General features: G+C 39.0%; 13 protein-coding genes. 5 read left to right on the top strand and 8 right to left on the bottom strand.

Annotated features, from left to right (window positions below):
* Positions 1-90: 90 nt before the first annotated feature.
* A complete protein-coding gene (locus B3I52_RS13325; protein ID WP_293302019.1) occupies positions 91-2,100 on the bottom strand; it encodes a thioredoxin domain-containing protein in 2,010 nt (669 codons plus the stop codon).
* Between the two features lie 155 nt (positions 2,101-2,255).
* Here B3I52_RS13325 and B3I52_RS13320 point away from each other — a divergent pair, with 155 nt between their 5' ends.
* The 4 genes from B3I52_RS13320 (at position 2,256) to B3I52_RS13305 (ending at position 6,068) form a co-directional block, all read left to right on the top strand.
* Positions 2,256-3,233 carry a PDDEXK nuclease domain-containing protein gene (locus tag B3I52_RS13320; RefSeq protein WP_293302017.1) on the top strand — a complete coding sequence of 326 codons (978 nt, stop codon included), beginning with the start codon at positions 2,256-2,258 and terminating at the stop codon, positions 3,231-3,233.
* 62 nt (positions 3,234-3,295) lie between these two features.
* Positions 3,296-4,393 (top strand): mandelate racemase/muconate lactonizing enzyme family protein, encoded by a 1,098-nt coding sequence (locus B3I52_RS13315; protein ID WP_293302015.1) that lies wholly within the window; start codon positions 3,296-3,298, stop codon positions 4,391-4,393.
* A gap of 205 nt (positions 4,394-4,598) precedes the next feature.
* A complete protein-coding gene (locus tag B3I52_RS13310) occupies positions 4,599-5,207 on the top strand; it encodes a GIN domain-containing protein (RefSeq protein WP_293302012.1) in 609 nt (202 codons plus the stop codon).
* A gap of 96 nt (positions 5,208-5,303) precedes the next feature.
* Positions 5,304-6,068 carry a DeoR/GlpR family DNA-binding transcription regulator gene (locus B3I52_RS13305; RefSeq protein ID WP_293302010.1) on the top strand — a complete coding sequence of 255 codons (765 nt, stop codon included), beginning with the start codon at positions 5,304-5,306 and terminating at the stop codon, positions 6,066-6,068.
* Positions 6,069-6,095: 27 nt separating this feature from the next.
* On the opposite strand, the gene B3I52_RS13300 is transcribed toward B3I52_RS13305, so the two are convergent.
* From B3I52_RS13300 to B3I52_RS13270, 7 genes are read right to left on the bottom strand one after another with little or no spacing between them, the layout of a single operon-like run.
* Positions 6,096-7,481, bottom strand: coding sequence for an FAD-dependent oxidoreductase (locus tag B3I52_RS13300; protein ID WP_293302007.1), 1,386 nt, complete (start codon positions 7,479-7,481; stop codon positions 6,096-6,098).
* Between the two features lie 28 nt (positions 7,482-7,509).
* Entirely contained in the window at positions 7,510-8,784 is a 1,275-nt protein-coding gene (locus B3I52_RS13295) for an MFS transporter (protein WP_293302004.1), read from the bottom strand.
* A gap of 30 nt (positions 8,785-8,814) precedes the next feature.
* A complete protein-coding gene (locus B3I52_RS13290) occupies positions 8,815-9,414 on the bottom strand; it encodes a histidine phosphatase family protein (protein ID WP_293302002.1) in 600 nt (199 codons plus the stop codon).
* The gene (locus tag B3I52_RS13285; RefSeq protein WP_293302000.1) at positions 9,407-10,876 is read right to left on the bottom strand and encodes an FGGY-family carbohydrate kinase; all 1,470 of its coding nucleotides are present in this window, start codon (positions 10,874-10,876) and stop codon (positions 9,407-9,409) included. Before B3I52_RS13285 ends, B3I52_RS13290 begins: the two co-directional genes overlap by 8 nt.
* A 1-nt stretch (position 10,877) precedes the next feature.
* Positions 10,878-12,317: an FGGY-family carbohydrate kinase gene (locus tag B3I52_RS13280; RefSeq protein WP_293301998.1), complete on the bottom strand. Its 1,440-nt coding sequence runs from the start codon at positions 12,315-12,317 to the stop codon at positions 10,878-10,880.
* Between the two features lie 11 nt (positions 12,318-12,328).
* Complete coding sequence (locus tag B3I52_RS13275) at positions 12,329-13,294, bottom strand: NAD(P)-dependent oxidoreductase (RefSeq protein WP_293301996.1); 966 nt, start codon at positions 13,292-13,294, stop codon at positions 12,329-12,331.
* A gap of 21 nt (positions 13,295-13,315) precedes the next feature.
* A complete protein-coding gene (locus B3I52_RS13270; RefSeq protein WP_293301994.1) occupies positions 13,316-14,563 on the bottom strand; it encodes an MFS transporter in 1,248 nt (415 codons plus the stop codon).
* Positions 14,564-14,955: 392 nt separating this feature from the next.
* On the opposite strand from B3I52_RS13270, the gene B3I52_RS13265 reads away from it, so the two are divergent.
* Positions 14,956-16,965 (top strand): calcineurin-like phosphoesterase family protein, encoded by a 2,010-nt coding sequence (locus B3I52_RS13265; RefSeq protein WP_293301992.1) that lies wholly within the window; start codon positions 14,956-14,958, stop codon positions 16,963-16,965.
* Positions 16,966-16,996: the final 31 nt, after the last annotated feature.

Below are 16,996 nucleotides of genomic sequence, written 5' to 3'. Positions count from 1 at the left end.
GTTTCTCAGAACTTAAAAACAAATACACAAATATTTGTATATCGGTTGTTTATTATTTTATTAATAATGCACTACGGTTTTTACTTACACTTATTGAACATGCTTTAAGGCTTCCGCTACACTCGCCACCGGCAACTGGCAGGTCTTGTTTCTGCACACATAAATTTTAGTATCCTTACTTTGTTTATTTTGCAATAAGGGCAAAGTGCTTTTTGTTCCTGCCAAGGTAATCTTATTAGGGATATAATGTTGATCTAATTCCTTTTTTACGGTTCTAAAATCAGTTCCGGCAATGGCGATTTCGTTAATGCCGTAAACTTCGTTCAGGAGTTGGATGCTCCAATTAGCGTAAGCCGAACCGTAAGCTTTAATTCGGGGCTGTACTGCTTTTAGCATAGCCGATGCTCTTGCTGTATAGGTTTCCTCATCAAAAAACAGCCCTAATTTTTGCAAGTTTTGCGCCATTACCGAGTTTGAGGCCGGTATAACGTTATCCATCACTTCATGTTTACGGGCAATTAAATTTTCGCCATTGTTGGAGGTGTAGAAGAACATCGAGTTGGTTTCATCCGTAAAATTGGCCAGTACATATTCGGTTAAGTCTTTGGCTTCGTTTAACCAAGCTTCATTAAAATCGGTTTCGTAAAGTGCAATTAAAGCTTCGATCAAGAAAGCGTAATCATCTAAAAATCCAGTAATGCTGGCCTTAGCATTTTTATAATTACGGTATAGGCCACCGGCTTCATCCATGAGGTTATTGAGGATGAAATTGGCCGTTTGTTTTGCCTTTTCATAATAGGTATCCTTGCCCAAAACCCGAGCGGCATCTAGCAAGCCTTTTATCATTTGTGCATTCCAAGCGGTTAAGCATTTATCATCTAAACCAGGTTTAACACGTTGGTTTCTTGCTGCCAGCAATTTATTTTTTGCGGCCGTAACCACCTGCTTTAACTCGGTTTCGCTTAGCTGATATTTTTCCATCAATGCTTCGTCGAACACTTTGCGCAGCAAAATATTGGTGTTTTCCTCTTCCCAGTTCCCTGTTTCGGTAAGGGTAAAATACTCGTTTAATAAATTTTGATGCTCGCCTAGCACTTCATCAAATTCAGCCTTGCTCCATACATAGAATTTACCTTCTATACCTTCGCTGTCTGCATCTAAAGCAGAATAAAATAGGCCATCGGGCGATGTCATTTCCCGGTCTATCCATGCAATAGTTTCTTTAATGACCGCTGCAAATGGTTCATATTTTAAACATTGATATGCTTCGGCGTACAAACTTATCAGTTGGGCATTGTCGTACAGCATTTTCTCGAAGTGCGGCACATGCCATTGCGTATCTACCGAGTAACGGGCAAAACCGCCTCCAATCTGATCGTAAATTCCTCCCATGGCCATCGCTTCTAGCGTTCTCATTACGGCCATCATTACGGCTTGGTCATCTTTCAAAAAAGCATAGCGCAATAAAAACGACCAGTTATTTGGCAAAGGAAACTTAGGCGCACGATTATAGCCCCCATCCACCATATCAAAACTGCGTTTCCAAGGTTCTACAATGGCTACTAATTGTTCTTCGGTAAAAACAAGGTCGTTATTGGTGTCTTCAATCAGTTCGGCTTGCTTTAAGCCTTCGGTTAGTCTTTCTGCATATTTGATGGCTTTTTGTGGCTCATTTTGCCATAAGTTAGCCAAATTCAGTAAAATGTTAATCCAATCGGTTTTACGAAAATAAGTACCACCATAAATAGGTCGTTGATCTGGCAGACAAATGGCGTTTAGCGGCCACCCTCCATTTCCATTCATCAGTTGTACCGCCAACATATAAATCTGATCAATATCTGGGCGTTCCTCTCGATCTACCTTAATGCAAACAAAATGCTGGTTCATCACTTCGGCCACCTCATGGCTCTCAAAACTCTCGTGCTCCATTACATGGCACCAATGGCAAGCAGAATAGCCCACGCTTACAATAATCAACTTATTTTCATCCTTCGCTTTTTTTAAGGATGCTTCATTCCATTCGTACCACGCTACGGGGTTATAGGCGTGCTGTAAGAGGTATGGCGAGGAGGCGTGGATTAAACTATTGGCTTCTTTCATAATATAAAGGTATAAGGTTTAAGGCGGAAGGTATAAGGCTTAGCAAAATTTTACCTTGAAAAGAATTATCAATTTTGCTAAAGGATGCGAAAATTATCTATTTAACCGTTATTATTTTAGTTTTGTTTTATACTTTTAAGCAAATATTTTGTTTTATGGAATTGGCCGAAAGCGTACTATTTAGTGCTATTAAAGAAATTATCATTCAATCTAGGTTGAGGGTATTTCGCTTGGCTAATTCTGCGCTTTTGGAATCTTATTGGCACATAGGCAAACTCATTATTGAAGATGAACAACAAGGAAAACATAGAGCAGATTATGGCAAGGCAACCTTAAAAAACTTATCCAAACAACTTACATTAGAATTTGGCAAAGGTTTTGACTATACAAATTTAACTAACATAAGAAAGTTTTACCTTTCATTTCCAATTCTTGACGCATTGCGTCAAGAATTGAGCTGGACGCATTATCGCTTACTCTCTAGACTTGATTCTGAAGTAAAACGAACTTTTTATATTAACGAAGCAATTGCTTCCAATTGGAACAGCAGAGAACTACAACGCCAAATTAATACCTTGTCTTTTGAAAGAACTTTAACACAGCCAAAATCAACAGCACAACAAAGTATTCAACACTTAATTAAAGACCCTTATATTTTCGAGTTTTTAGGCTTAAAACCAGAAACTTCTACAACCGAAAGAAATTTGGAAACTGCAATTATAGACCATTTACAAAAATTTCTTTTAGAGTTTGGAAAAGGATTTGCATTCGTAGCTAGACAACAGCATATCGTCACCGATACTTCCGATTTCTTTATTGACCTTGTATTTTACAATTACATCTTAAAATGTTTTGTAATTATCGATTTAAAAACTGGAAGCCTTAATCATCAAGACATAGGCCAAATAGACATGTATGTTAGAATGTACGATGATTTGAAGAGAAGTGAAGGAGACAACCCAACTATCGGGCTTTTACTTTGTTCAGAAAAAGATGAAACCATTGTAAAATATTCTGTACTGAATGATAAAAACAAACTTTTCAGCAGTAAATATCTTTTATACCTACCCAAAGAAGAAGAACTAAAAAACATTATAGAACAAGATCGACTTAAATTTGAATTAGACAATTAGCATGAAACCATTTCGATTTAATCGGGATAGCTTCATCGCTATCAATATAAATTAACAAATAGATGAAAATTACCCACACCGAAATCTACCGTTTTAGTATTCCAATGGAACCCTTTACCATTGCCACAGGCACTATGGATTTTGCACAGAACACTTTGGTAAGAATTTTTACCGATGAAGGCATACATGGTAATGGCGAATGCTCGGCTTTTCCCATGATTGTTGGCGAAACTCAAGAGACCTGCTTGGCGATGGCCAAAGACTTTGCAAAAATTTTAAAAGGCAAAGATCCTTTAGATATTCCGGCACGAATGGATGATTTATTGGGCTATGCCGCCCACAACCCAACTATTAAAAGTGCTTTTGATATGGCTTTATTTGATATTGCAGCAAAAAATGCCAACCAACCTTTATATCAATTTTTGGGCGGACACCAGCGTACCATAGAAACTGACATGACCTTGGGAATTGATACGGCCGAAAATATGGCTGCCAAAGCCGTAGCACATCAAAATAATGGCTGTAGAATTATCAAAATAAAACTCGGCAAAAAAGTACATGAAGATATTGAGCGTGTAGCCGCCATTAGGAAGGCCGTTGGCGAAGAAATGACCTTACGTTTAGATGCCAATCAGGGTTGGAGTTTTGATGACGCACTTTTTGCCCTAACCGAACTGGAAAAGTACCATATTGAGTTTTGTGAACAGCCTATGCGTACTTGGTTCGATGATAAATTGCCAGAGCTCCACGCCAACTCTCCCATTAGATTAATGGCCGATGAGAGTTGTTACAACCATCACGATGCCAGAAAGCTGATTAATGCACAAGCTACCACCTTTTTAAACATCAAGTTCTCTAAATCTGGTGGTATTTTAGAGGCGCAAAAAATACATGAAGTAGCACTACAAAGTGGCGTAAAGTGTATGATTGGAAGCATGTTAGAAAGCAGATTGGCATTAACCGCTAATTTACATTTTGCATTGGCCAGCCCTAATGTGGTTTATTTTGATTTAGACACTTGTTTATTGGGGCATTTGGTAGATCCCGTAATTGGCGGTCTAACTTACGAAGGTTTTATGTTAAGCGTACCCGATACCCCAGGTATTGGCGCAGCAGCTGATGAAGCCTTTTTACAAAAATGCGAAAGCTGGACAATATAGTAGTAAGCTGGTTTACAATTTCTAGCTCATACTTTACAGTTGGCGGTTAATTATCAAATTGCCAACTGTAATTTCATACCAGCACAATAATCTACGAAAATTTTCGGAGTTTGTCGAGATTAATGGGGAGTTTGTCGATTTTAGGTTGCCTTAATGCAACGTTAGCGAATGATTTGCGTCTTATCTACAAAACACAAATCAAATTATGAAACAAAAAACCACTTCGCTATTTGCTATCGGGATTTTAGCTTTAGCCACCATGATTACCACCACCATTAACGCAAAAGAAGCAGTTAACCCTATTGCTGCTACCTATAAACACAGAAACGTTTACGAACAACAAGCTCCTAAAAAGGTCATCATTTCTGGAAATGTAGAGGTTACCTTGGTACAAGATTACGAAAGCAAAAAATTATTCTCTAATGATGGCACTGTAAAAGCCAGGGTTTACTCGGATGATAATGCAATTTATGTATCGGCCAAAAAAACTAACGAAACAGCAAAAATTACCCTTTACGTAGCTAATATTTATAGAATTGACATTTCTGGAAATGCCGTAGTAAATACCAAAAACACTTTAAATACGCAGCATTTACAACTTATTTTGCAAGATAGTGCAAAAGCAGACATTAGTTCTAAAACCGAAAGCCTTTTTACCAAACTGAGTAACGAAAGCGATTTAAAACTAAATGGAGCAACCGGACTACATGCCATTTCTACCAATGAGCTGGCAACCTTAAACACAAAAAATTTTAGAGCGCTTAAAACCGAGGTAGAAAAAAGAAACTCGACAGATTATGCAAAAGTGAAATAACACTTTGCCTCAATTATAAAAAAGTGCCTTATATCTACCATAAGGCGCTTTTTTTATGCAATAATAAATAATATATTAGCAACAAACTTATTTATTATGAAGAACATCACCGATAGGCACGAATACATCTTAAAAAAACTTAAAGAAGATGGCAAGGTAAATATTATTGAGCTTATTGATTTAATGAAGGTTTCGGGCGTAACCATCAGAAAAGATTTAAAAATGCTCGAAGATAAAAACCTTTTGTTTAGAACACGCGGTGGTGGTTCTATTAAAAATCCTTATGCCAGCGAACGCAGTATTTACGAGAAAGAGCTCATCAATGCGGAAGAAAAGCAACGTATTGCCAAAGCGGCGCTTAAACTGATTAAAGATACCGATTCGATTGCCATAGGATCTGGATCTACCGTTTTTGAGGTAGCCAGGTACTTGCATCCCAGCGAACATATTACCGTAATTACCCCAGCGCTAAAAGTAAGCTTAGAGTTAAGCAACCGAACCAATATCGAAGTGTTGCAACTTGGCGGCATGATTAGGGCTAACTCGTCGTCTGTTGCAGGTAATTTTGCCGAAAGAATTTTAGAAGAAATTTCTTGTGGAATTGCCTTTTTAGGGGTTGACGGCATTGATTTAGACTTTGGTTTTTCGATTACCAATTTAGCTGAAGCCACTTTAGACCAAAAAATGATAGAAAGTGCACAAACAGTAGTAATACTTGCCGACAGCACCAAATTTGATAAGCGTGGCCTAGGAAAGGTATGCACCTTCGATCAGGTTTCGTATGTGATAACGGATGATAAAGTACCTGCAATTTTGGTACAACAGTTAGAAGAAAAGGGAGTTAAGGTTATTGTTGCATAACCTAAAACTCCCTTTTTAATAGCGCTACTAAGCTTCTTCTTTATGCAAGTAAGCACCAGTATTCACCAACTCTTCTCTAATTAAATTCACCTCTAATTGCGAAGGCTTAACATTATTTCTGATAGCTAATTTAGCGGCTCTACCTGCAGCTTCGCCCATGGCCATACAAGGTGCCATTACGCGTATTGCCGACATGGCCTCGTGTGTTGTTGAAATAGAACGACCGGCCACCAATAAGTTTTCTACCTTTTGAGGCACCAAGGTACGGTAAGGGATATCGTAACTATCGCCACACCAGGTTAAGGTACAACCGCCACCTTCTGGATGATGAATATCTAATGGATAACTGGCCACGGCAATCGAATCGTCGAAACGGCGACAATTCAAAATATCATCGGCGGTCATTACATATTGGCCTACAATGCGTCGTGTTTCTCTTATCCCTAAAAAAGGGGCCATTTTTGTAAACATCGCATTTTCGAAACCTGGTACAAAATCTTTTAAATATCTTTCAATTTCTTCTACCTGTTTACGGCCTTCTATTTCTCCGTAAGTTAAACTCTCTGGGTTTGTTCCGTCAACGCCATTAATACGCGACATGTTTACCCAAACTTCGCCTTCGCGTAAGCCTGTAATTAAAATGGTACGCTCTACCGGCAAATGGTAACCAGCTTGGCGAGCTTTTTCCATTACACTTCTTAAACCCACCACAATAAATTGGTTATTTTGTCCAAAATATTCTGCCGGAATAAAGTCTGTTAAATAGGTACGTGGCTCTTCGGCAATAGACATGCGCAGTTTTTCAGTATCAACCCCGCCCATGCAAAACATTAGGGTAGGCGGTTGTGCGCCACCCACGTCATTTCCTTGTTCTGTTGGTACGCCTGCTTTGTAAGCCACGTCTGCATCGCCGGTACAATCTATAATGGCTTTTGCTAAAATAACCTCTCTGCCAGATTTACTTTCAATGATCACACCTTTTAACTCGTTACCTTCTTTTACAACGCCTGCACAGAAAACATACAGCAGTACTTTTACGCCAGCTTCTGCCAAAACTTTTAAGCCTACATTTTTTACGGCTTCTGGTTCAACAAGAGTTAAGCTCATGTGCAAAGGGCATGGCCTATGTTCCGAAGCGGCATCTACCTCTTTAAGTTTATCGATAAATTTTTGCGGCAAACCTTTAATAATTTGGTTTCCTTTTTGCCCTAGAAAGCCCAAAATAGGCAAACCTATGGTCATGTTGCCACCAATAAAACTTCGGTTATCAATTAAAGCAACATTCAACCCATCAGCAGCTGCTGCCTGCGCCGCAATAATACCTGCAGGACCACCTCCTACTACCAATACATCTACTTCCATTCGAACCGGGGTTTCTCTTGCTGGTTCGGAGATTGTTTTAACACTAGCCATTACTATATAATTTTAAATTCTTTTTAAATTAATTTTCTATCACTTTTTCTAAAGCCTCATCGGCAGATTTTACTTTTTCTCTACGCACCATCGTCCATAAAATTAACACGGCTATTGGATGCATAAATGCCATTGTAATGAAAATGGTGCTTGCTCCTAACGAGCCCATCATTTGGCCAACAAAGTAATTGAATATTACCGCTCCTAAAGCGCCGCAACCGCCTGCAATACCTAAAACAGATGCTACATTTTTCACAGGAAAAGCTTCGGCAATAACCACACTTACATTAAATAGCCAACATAGGCAAGCCATTGCTACCAACGAGTAAATAAATATGGTTAAATAAGGATTGTGAATAAATGGTGTTAAAGCACAAAGTGGAGCAAAAATGGTTACAATAGTTAACATCTTTCTGCGAGCGAAAAGTGGCTTTTGTCCTTTTTTCACCAACCTATCAGAGTAGGCAGAAAAAGCAATTGCGCCCACATCTGCTACTAAAAAAGGGATCCAGCCAAACATACCCACTTCTTTCAATGATAAGCCCGAATCTTCTTGCAAATATCCTGGCAACCAAAATAAACAGAAATACCAAACAGGATCGCTTACAAAACGAATTAGAAGTATGCCCCATAAGGTTTTGGTTTTCCATAATTGCCTCCAAGTAAATGCGGGTTGATCTACTGGCACTCCCTCTTCTCTAGCATTCTCTTCTAAAATTTCTGCTGGTGGCTCTTTGTAAATGATAAACCACAACAGCGCAATAATTAAACCTACTACCCCTGCAAAAATAAACACAGAATGAAACCCGTATTTTAACGCAATATGAGAAACTAAAAAGGTAGCTAATATGGTGCCAATAGAACTACCGGCGGTACACAAACTATTTGCGGTTGCCCTTAATTTACCAGAAAACCAAACCGTTACCACTTTAAGCTGTGCCGGAAAATTTGTTGGTTCTGAGGCTCCTAGCAGCCCTCTAAAAAAAGTAAACTGACCAAAGGTTTTAGACAAACCACCGCCTAAACAAGCGATAGACCAGCCTAAAATACCAACAAACATGACCTTTTTCTCTCCCAATCTATCTACCAACCATCCCGAAACAGGATACATGATAGCATAGAATACCGTAAACACGTTTAAAACTATAGCATATCCCTTATCATCTAATTGATATTCTTCCTTTAACATTGGTTTAAGAATAGATACAATTTGCCTGTCGAAATAATTAAATACGATAGCTAAAAAAACTACGCTTATGATAAACCAGCGACGACGCTCGGGTTTTATGGAAAGTACACTCATTTTTATTTGGTTAGATTCTATTGCACTTAATTATGCTGTTGCGTTTAGTTTTTCTAGTGTAAGTTCTCCATCGGTATCTAATTGAAAAAAAGTTAACGAAGAATTATGCTGTACAATTTTACGATAGTTTTTTAATGGCATACCTAATTTATGTGCCATATACAAACGATTGATACCGTTATGGCCAACCACCATAATGGTTTGGTCTTTGTGTTTAGCTAACATTTCTTTAAAGAAGTTATCTACACGAGTAACCACTTGGCTAGCAGTTTCACCATTTCCGCCAGCCGCATTTACTGCTGGGTTATCGCTCCACAGCTGCCATAAACCTGGATTTTCTGCCACAAACTCTTCCCTCCTTTTTCCTTCCCAATTTCCAAAATCTATTTCGATAATACGCTCATCTACCGTAACGCTTTCGCTACCAGCAGCAATTTTGGCCGTATGATTGGCCCTCATTAATGGCGACGAATATACGGCATCAATTTTTTTACCCTTTAGCTGCTCAAATACCGCGTTTGCCTGTGCAATTCCCTTAGCTGTTAAAGGAATATCTGTACGGCCACAGTAACGGTTCCCATCGGCATTAAACTGTGTTTCGCCGTGGCGTAATAAATATACATTAAGCATAAATTTCTTCTTTTGTTATAAATCCTCTTTCTACAAATTCTTGCAAAAACTGCTGATAGTTTTCTTGGTAAGCTTTCACAAGGGTAGCATCTGGAGTAACCTCTTTTTCTACAATGGTTAGTTTAGCAACAGCAGCTATAACATTTTCGAAATAGGTTTTTGAAGCCGATAGAATGGCCGCACCAACACCCCCCGAAACGTATTTCATTTTTACAATTTTCTTATTAAGAACAGCACTTCTAATTTTTAGCCATACCTCACTATTACTGGCTCCACCAGCAGTGTAAACTACATCAACATTTTCTCCCGACAAATGCTCGGCTAACTCGTAAGCATAGCGTTCTAGATAGGCTACACCCTCCATAGATGCTGCAAATTTTTCTTCGTCGGTTAAATCATCACCACCAAAACCATAAGCCTGAGGTGCTAAAATTGGAAAACGCTCTCCTTTTTGCAATAAAGGATATACAATTTTTCCCGTAGGGATTAATTGCGCCGCACTCTTGTTCAACGCATTCAAATCTGTATTTGCAAACTGCGTGCTTACCCAATCTGCCCCGGTATTACTTGCGCCACCTGGCATCCAATAGGTGCCCATAGCATGTTTATGGCTGTAAATTCTATTTAAGGGATCGATAATTTCTGATTTAGTAACTCCTTTGAGGACTAAAGTTGTACCTATTGTGGTATTCCAATCGCCTGGTTTAATTGCCCCGGCAGCAATTTGAGAAGCGCAGCCATCGGTTAAGCCTACTGTAACTAAGGTTGATGAAGATAGGCCCAAGGTTTCGGCCAGTTGAACATCTATACCACCTATAACCGCCCCAGAAGCTAAAACTTGTGGCAGCCATTCTTTTTTAATGCCAAGTTTCTCTGAGATATAGTTTGGCCAATTTAAAGCACTTACATCGTAACCCGACTTAAAGGCATTGGTATAATCGGTAATTCCCCATTGCCCGCTCAACTTTCCCGTAATAAAATCTGCTGCATGGATCCATTTTGCTAAACGGGCAGCTTTTTCTGGATAAGTTTGTACAAACCACACCATTTTGGCTAAGCCGCTAGAAGAATTAAAACCACCGAAACCTTTATTATGATTTGTTTTAAAAGCTTCGATACAACTTTTGCCAGCTTCTTCAGAACGTTTGTCGCTGTACATAATTGCGCCATGCAAAGGCTGGTGATTTGCATCTAAAGGAATTACGGTGCCCGATGTTGAGGTTACGCCTACAGACTTAATGCTACTCACGTTTAATTTATCGCTAAGCTCCATAACCATTTTTTTGATCAAAGTCTCGCAACATTGCCACCACTCTGCTGGCGATTGTTCTTGACGCGATTGCTCATTCAACTGAAAAACATTGCCCTCTTCAAAAAGAAGTTCGCCATTTACATCAATCAGCACCACTCTAACGCCCTGCGTACCTACATCAACACCTAAAAAATAAGCTTCGTCTTGCATCTTAACTTAATACCTCTCTAAATGATTTCCTAGCCTGTTTCCAAGCATTGTAATTCGCTTTATCTGTTGACGAAAAATTTGGGAGCGTTTCGTCTATTACTACTCTATTTAATTGTGGTTTACCTAATGCTTGGTTGCAGATTAATGCCCCACCAATAGCCGACGATTGACGGTAAGTATCGCAAACAATAACTTTTTTACCTGTCAAATTAGCTATTAGCTGACGTAGTTTTTTACTTTGCACACCGCCACCACAAGCCAGCACATAATCTTTATCGTGTTTAGAAATCTCATCTAAACAATCGTAATTTTCTTTAATGCTGCAAGCAATATCCCATAAGGTGGCAAAAACAAAATCGGCTCTTTTTAAAAGATGCGAAACCGGGGCGTCTATAATGAAACCGCCTTTTAGAATTGGTGTTTTTTCTGAAGCAACCAAAGAACCTAGGGAAGCTACGCAATTACTTCCATCCACTTCTTCCAGTTCTTTTTCTACCACTTCATAGGTTTCGTTTGGATAAAACACTTCTTTTAAGCGTTGGTAGTTTAAGCCTGTTACACCGGCGTTGGTTTCTACCATAAAAGTATTCGGTTCAACATGTCTGCCAGTCCAATTACGTTGCTGTTGGTCTGTTTCGTAAACTTCACTGATTTTAATAATTGGCGTAGTAGTTCCAGAAACAATTACCACATCGTTGGTAGCGGGCTGGGTACTTTTCGCAGCCAATTGCGTATCGGCACCGCCAACTATTACTACAGCATCGGCATTTAAGCCTAGCTGATTTGCAATGGCAGGTTTTACTTTGCCTAATACCGTTCCCGAAGCAGTTAGTGGCGGTAAAACATTTTTGTCGATGTTAAAAACACGCACTAACTCATCAGACCATTCTTGTCTTTCTACATCGTAAAGCAAAGTTTCTGAAGCATGAGAATGCTCAAAGTGCAAAACATCACTAAAAACAAACTCTACCCAATCGCTAATGCTTAACACAGCACCGATTTCTTTTGCTATTTCTGGTCTTCTTTTTTGAATACCTACTATTTTTAATGCCGAGAAAAGCGAAGTTGGATATCTTCCTGCTAACTGATAAATTTTAGCTTTATCAGTCATTAAATCATCCCACTCTCTACCTCTATGATCGATATTAGGCATGCCTATTAAAGCCTTTCCGGTTTTATCAACCAAAACAATTCCTTCTCTTTGACTAGAAGCTGTAACCGCTAAAACTTTACAGTTATTGGTTTGCAGGAGGGATAAAGACATTTCTTCTATTTGCTGCCATAAAAAAGCAGGATCGAAATGCAAGGCATCTGGATAAAGGCTGTCTTTTTGGTACTGAATATCTTGTGTGTTTACACCTAGAATAGTGCCATTGGTTGCAATTAAAGCAACCCGAGCATTACCAGTACCAATATCAACAACTAAATAAGCTTCTGTCATAATTAAAAATATTAGGCTTTAGCCAGTGAAACAGTTTCTTTCCAAGCCTCTAATTGTTTATTTAAAATAGCTACGTGATGGTCTTCTACTTCGAAAGTTGCGCCAGCCGTATGCGGTGTTGCCAATACATTTTCTGCAGTAATTAACCGATAGTCTAGCTCATCTGGCGGTTCGTGATCAAAGACATCTAAAATAGCGCCAGCAATCTTGTTATTGGTTACTACATCAATCAAAGCATTTCTATCTACCACGCTTGCCCTTGCTGTATTAATAAAAATGGCATCTTTACGCATGCTATTTAACAGCTCAGCGTTAATCATGCCAATGGTATGTTTGTTAACGGGCAGGTGAATAGAAACAATATCGCAGGTAGCAAATAAATCTTCTAAAGTTGTCTTTTGATAATCAGAATCGTAATTCTCTATAAAAGGATCGTAAAACTTAACAGGACAAGGATAGGGCTTTAACATTTCGGCAACTCGTTGACCAACGGCACCGAAACCAACCATACCTACCACTTTATTGGCCAGCTCGTTTCCTTTAAACTGTAAATAAGAAGTATGCGCCCCCTCGCCCCAATTCTTAGCTACCAACCACGCTCTGCTAGGAATCAACTTCCTCATAAAACCAATTACGGTAGCAATCCACATTTCGGCAACTGCTTGCGCATTACGTGCCGGCGTATGAAACACCGGAATACCCAATTCATTGGCCCTATCTACAGCCACATTTGATGGAGTGCCGCGACATACGCCAATAAACTTTAAATGAGGGTTTAAGCTGATTACCTTTTCGGTTACATGATCATGCTCAGTAATCAAGGCATCGGCATTTGAGACAGCAAGCAGCTTTATTAGCTCATCCTCATGGTAAGCCCTGCCTTGCTTCTTCCATGGCTCATAAATCACCTCCCCTAGGTTTTCTTCAATAAATTTTCTCCCTATCTCGTTATAAGGAGCAGTAATTAGAATTCTCATATAATAAATATCCCTAATAATCTACATATTTTCTTTAATTAAAGCTGGAGCTGGGAGCTTAATAAAATGTGTTAAAAAGGCACTTACAAGATACAACAAAGCCAGCATCCATGCCATACCTCCACTGCCTATTTGACCAATAAACAAGCCCACTAAAGCTGGCCCTACAAAAACCGATAAACCAGCGCCCAAATTAAGCACAGCCATGGCCGCACCTTTATCTTTACTTACCAACGATGGCACCAAGGCCGATAGTGGTACATAACCTGCCAATAAAGCACCCCATAAGACACCACTAGCCATTATTAACCAGTAATTACCATTAAACAACTGCGGCGAATAATAAAACAACAGGGTGGTTAAGGCACAGCCCACACCTCCAAACCATTTAATGGTGTTGCGCCAACCCAAACTATCGCCAACAAAACCAAATATTAGGTTAAAAGCGATGTTGGCCATAAAAATTGTACCCCATATTTGCAACCAAGCCACGGTAGATAATCCGTGTGCCGCCATATAAGTTGGTAAAAAAACAGGAAATGCAAATTGCGCTGTGGTATTAATAATTCTTACTAATCCTCCCAATAACACCTTGGGTTCATTTTTCATAATGGTGATTCCCTTCATCAACTCGTTGCTTTTAGTATTTGATGAAGTTGCCACCACTTGAAATTTATCTTTATTAATTACCAACGCTAAGAAAGCGCCTAGCAAAACCCAAAAAATAGAACTCCACAAAGTATTAAAATAACCTAAGCCACCTATAGCCCAAGAAGCGTAGTAGGCTCCAAAAACGTTCAATCCACCGGTAAAAACAAACCAAAACCAGCCTACCGCAGCGCCCAACCTCTCTTTTGGACTGCGATAAGTAATCCAAACTAAAAAAGAATACGCAAACAGCGGATAACCAAAGCCTCTAATGGCATAGGTAACAATCATTACCCAAAAATTAAGATTTGGCAAAGCATAACCTACAAAACCTACCGTACCAATAATATATAGCAACACACCAAGAGACATTGTTTTTCGAGGGCCAAAACCTTCTGTTAATACGCCCGAAAACCACGCAGAAATAGCAATAGTGACACCATAAGCCGTAAATAACGCGGCCGACTGCCCAAGTGACATTCCTTTTTCAATTAAGTACGGACTAAGCCAACCTTGTTCTACCCCATCCCCCATCATAAAGACAAGAATACCCAAGTAGCCCCAAGCTAGATGACGCGGCATTCCAATCTTTGCTAAAAGGCCGACAGCAGAATTGCTCATACTTAAATTTGGTTTAGATTATAATTCCTTTTTCAAATAAAAGAAAAAATTAAAGAAAATAAAAGAAAATTTAATAAAATTAAATATCGTTAAAACCAAATTGAACAAAAAAGAAGAGTTCTCAAGAAAGTAAAATTACGATAAACATCAAGCTTCAACAAATAAACGCACACGATTCAGTCCCTCAAAAAGCGTGGATTAACACAAAAGCACCATAAAAAACAAAAACATTTTAGCAATAATTCACTGTTAAGGTATGGTTAAATAATAAACCACAAGAATTATCCAATATTAAAAAATGAAACAAAAAACAACAAAGCAATGAAGTTTAAGTTTTTATTTATTATTTTAGTTTAACATTAGCAGCCTTATAAACCAAATAAAAACTAAAAATGAACAAAAAGAAAGAAAACCAAAATAGAAAAACTATTTCGAGGCGAGATTTTGTGGTTAGCACCACCGTTGCAGGAATTGGCCTAACCGTTTTTGGTTGTAAAAAAGCAAAAAGCCCTGAGCCTGTTCCCCCAACAAGTAACTCGCTTAAGATTACAAATGCCATAATTCCAAGTAACCTTAGTTTTACCACTTCGAGCGATTTTTCTTTTCAAGGAGGAGGTTATGCCCTAGGCGACAAATTGATTTTTACCGCATTAACAGATGCCACTATAAACTTTACCATTGAGCTTAAAGCCGTAACGGCCAACAACTGTACTTTTACTATTCCAGCTGGTGTTAAGCCAAACACTTATCGTATTTCTATAGTACGCGGCACACAAAGCCTACTTTTGGGCTCAAGTACTATAGACACCCCGTTTGCCAACATTCCAGATAAAGCGGGAATGACCGTTAAAGGGACGGTATTTGCTGCGGGCGTAGGCATTGCAAACGTGATAGTTTCTGATGGTGTGGAAGTTACCAAAACCGATGAGAACGGCGTGTACTACCTGCCGTCTAACAAAACCAAAAACTTTGTGTTTATCTCTATTCCAAGTGGCTACGAAGTAGAAAGCAAAAACAATATACTGCCTGCTTTTTACAAGAACTTTAGCGCAAATGCACAAACAGTAGAGTATGCAGATTTTGAATTAAAGGCCGTAGATAACAACAAACACATTATGCTTGCTTTGGGCGATATGCATTTAGCTAACCGCAACAACGATATTACCCAATTTCAAAATGGTTTTTTAAATGACGCCAAGGCTACAATTGCCAAATACAAAAGCGAAGGCTATAAAGTGTATGGTTTAACCTTAGGAGACATGAGCTGGGATGCTTATTGGTACGATAACAACTTTGGTTTAACAGACTATGTAAACACCATGCGTCCTATTGACATTCCAATTTTTCATACCATGGGCAACCATGACAACAACCCTTACATAGCCGATGACTGGAATGCAGAAACTGCTTTTAGAGGAAACCTGGGGCCTACCTATTATTCTTTCAACATTGGAAAAGTACATTATATTGTTTTAGATGATATTCAATATTTAAACACAGGAGGGGCACAGGGCACACAAGGTGGAAGAAATTACAATGGTGTTATTGTTGCTGATCAACTAGCGTGGTTACAAAAAGACTTGGATACCCTTACCGATAAAAACACCACTATTGTTGTTTCGATGCACATTAATTTATACAACAACCCAACCTTAAGCGGGCAAACCGAAACTTCGACACCAAGGTTAACGGGCGCCACTAGTTTCATTAATATGTTTTCTAGTTTTAATGATGTTCATGTAATTACCGGTCACACTCATTATTCGTTTAATTACGCCTATAACGCTAAATTAATGGAGCACAACACTACTGCTATTTGTGCCACTTGGTGGTGGACTGGTAGAAATGGCTATGCAGGCAACCAAATTAGTAAAGATGGCACCCCAGGGGGATATGAAATTTGGAAATTTAACGGCACAACCTACCAATGGAGGTATAAATCTATTGGCTACGATGAAAATTACCAATTTAGAGCTTACGATTTAAACAAAGTACATATTACCGCAGCTAAATATGCCTCAAAGGCAAACGATATCTTTGCTGCCAAATTACCATCTTTTGCTTCTCCTTATGATGTAGCCAACACCAACAACGAAATTTTAGTTAACGTTTGGAACTACGATAAAAATTGGACTGTAGAAATATTAGAAAATGGCGCACCACTAACCGTTACTAGGGTTAGAACTAAAGACCCCTTGCACATCATTTCGTATGAAGCTTTGCGCTTAAATGTTAATGCCGACCCTACTGAAGATTTTGTAAGCAACCTAAATGCGCATTTCTTTAAGGCAAAAGCCAATAGCGCCACAACACCTATCACCATTAAGGTTACCGACAGGTTTGGGAATGTTTATACCGAAACCATGACAAGACCAAAAGATTTAACTACCGCTATGAAGTAGAAAACGAAAAAGGCTCCAAAAATTGGAGCCT

Source organism: Pedobacter sp. UBA4863 (assembly GCF_002399615.1).
Classification (GTDB): Bacteria; Bacteroidota; Bacteroidia; order Sphingobacteriales; family Sphingobacteriaceae; genus Pedobacter.
This window is presented reverse-complemented; position numbering and strand designations above follow the sequence as displayed.

Coding starts and splice junctions, on each gene's coding strand:
- B3I52_RS13320 (WP_293302017.1), top strand. CDS start 2,256: ATGGAATTGGCCGAAAGCGTACTATTTAGTGCTATTAAAGAAATTATC.
- B3I52_RS13285 (WP_293302000.1), bottom strand. CDS start 10,876: ATGCAAGACGAAGCTTATTTTTTAGGTGTTGATGTAGGTACGCAGGGC.
- B3I52_RS13300 (WP_293302007.1), bottom strand. CDS start 7,481: ATGGCTAGTGTTAAAACAATCTCCGAACCAGCAAGAGAAACCCCGGTT.
- B3I52_RS13315 (WP_293302015.1), top strand. CDS start 3,296: ATGAAAATTACCCACACCGAAATCTACCGTTTTAGTATTCCAATGGAA.
- B3I52_RS13295 (WP_293302004.1), bottom strand. CDS start 8,784: ATGAGTGTACTTTCCATAAAACCCGAGCGTCGTCGCTGGTTTATCATA.
- B3I52_RS13275 (WP_293301996.1), bottom strand. CDS start 13,294: ATGAGAATTCTAATTACTGCTCCTTATAACGAGATAGGGAGAAAATTT.
- B3I52_RS13280 (WP_293301998.1), bottom strand. CDS start 12,317: ATGACAGAAGCTTATTTAGTTGTTGATATTGGTACTGGTAATGCTCGG.
- B3I52_RS13305 (WP_293302010.1), top strand. CDS start 5,304: ATGAAGAACATCACCGATAGGCACGAATACATCTTAAAAAAACTTAAA.
- B3I52_RS13310 (WP_293302012.1), top strand. CDS start 4,599: ATGAAACAAAAAACCACTTCGCTATTTGCTATCGGGATTTTAGCTTTA.
- B3I52_RS13270 (WP_293301994.1), bottom strand. CDS start 14,563: ATGAGCAATTCTGCTGTCGGCCTTTTAGCAAAGATTGGAATGCCGCGT.
- B3I52_RS13290 (WP_293302002.1), bottom strand. CDS start 9,414: ATGCTTAATGTATATTTATTACGCCACGGCGAAACACAGTTTAATGCC.
- B3I52_RS13325 (WP_293302019.1), bottom strand. CDS start 2,100: ATGAAAGAAGCCAATAGTTTAATCCACGCCTCCTCGCCATACCTCTTA.
- B3I52_RS13265 (WP_293301992.1), top strand. CDS start 14,956: ATGAACAAAAAGAAAGAAAACCAAAATAGAAAAACTATTTCGAGGCGA.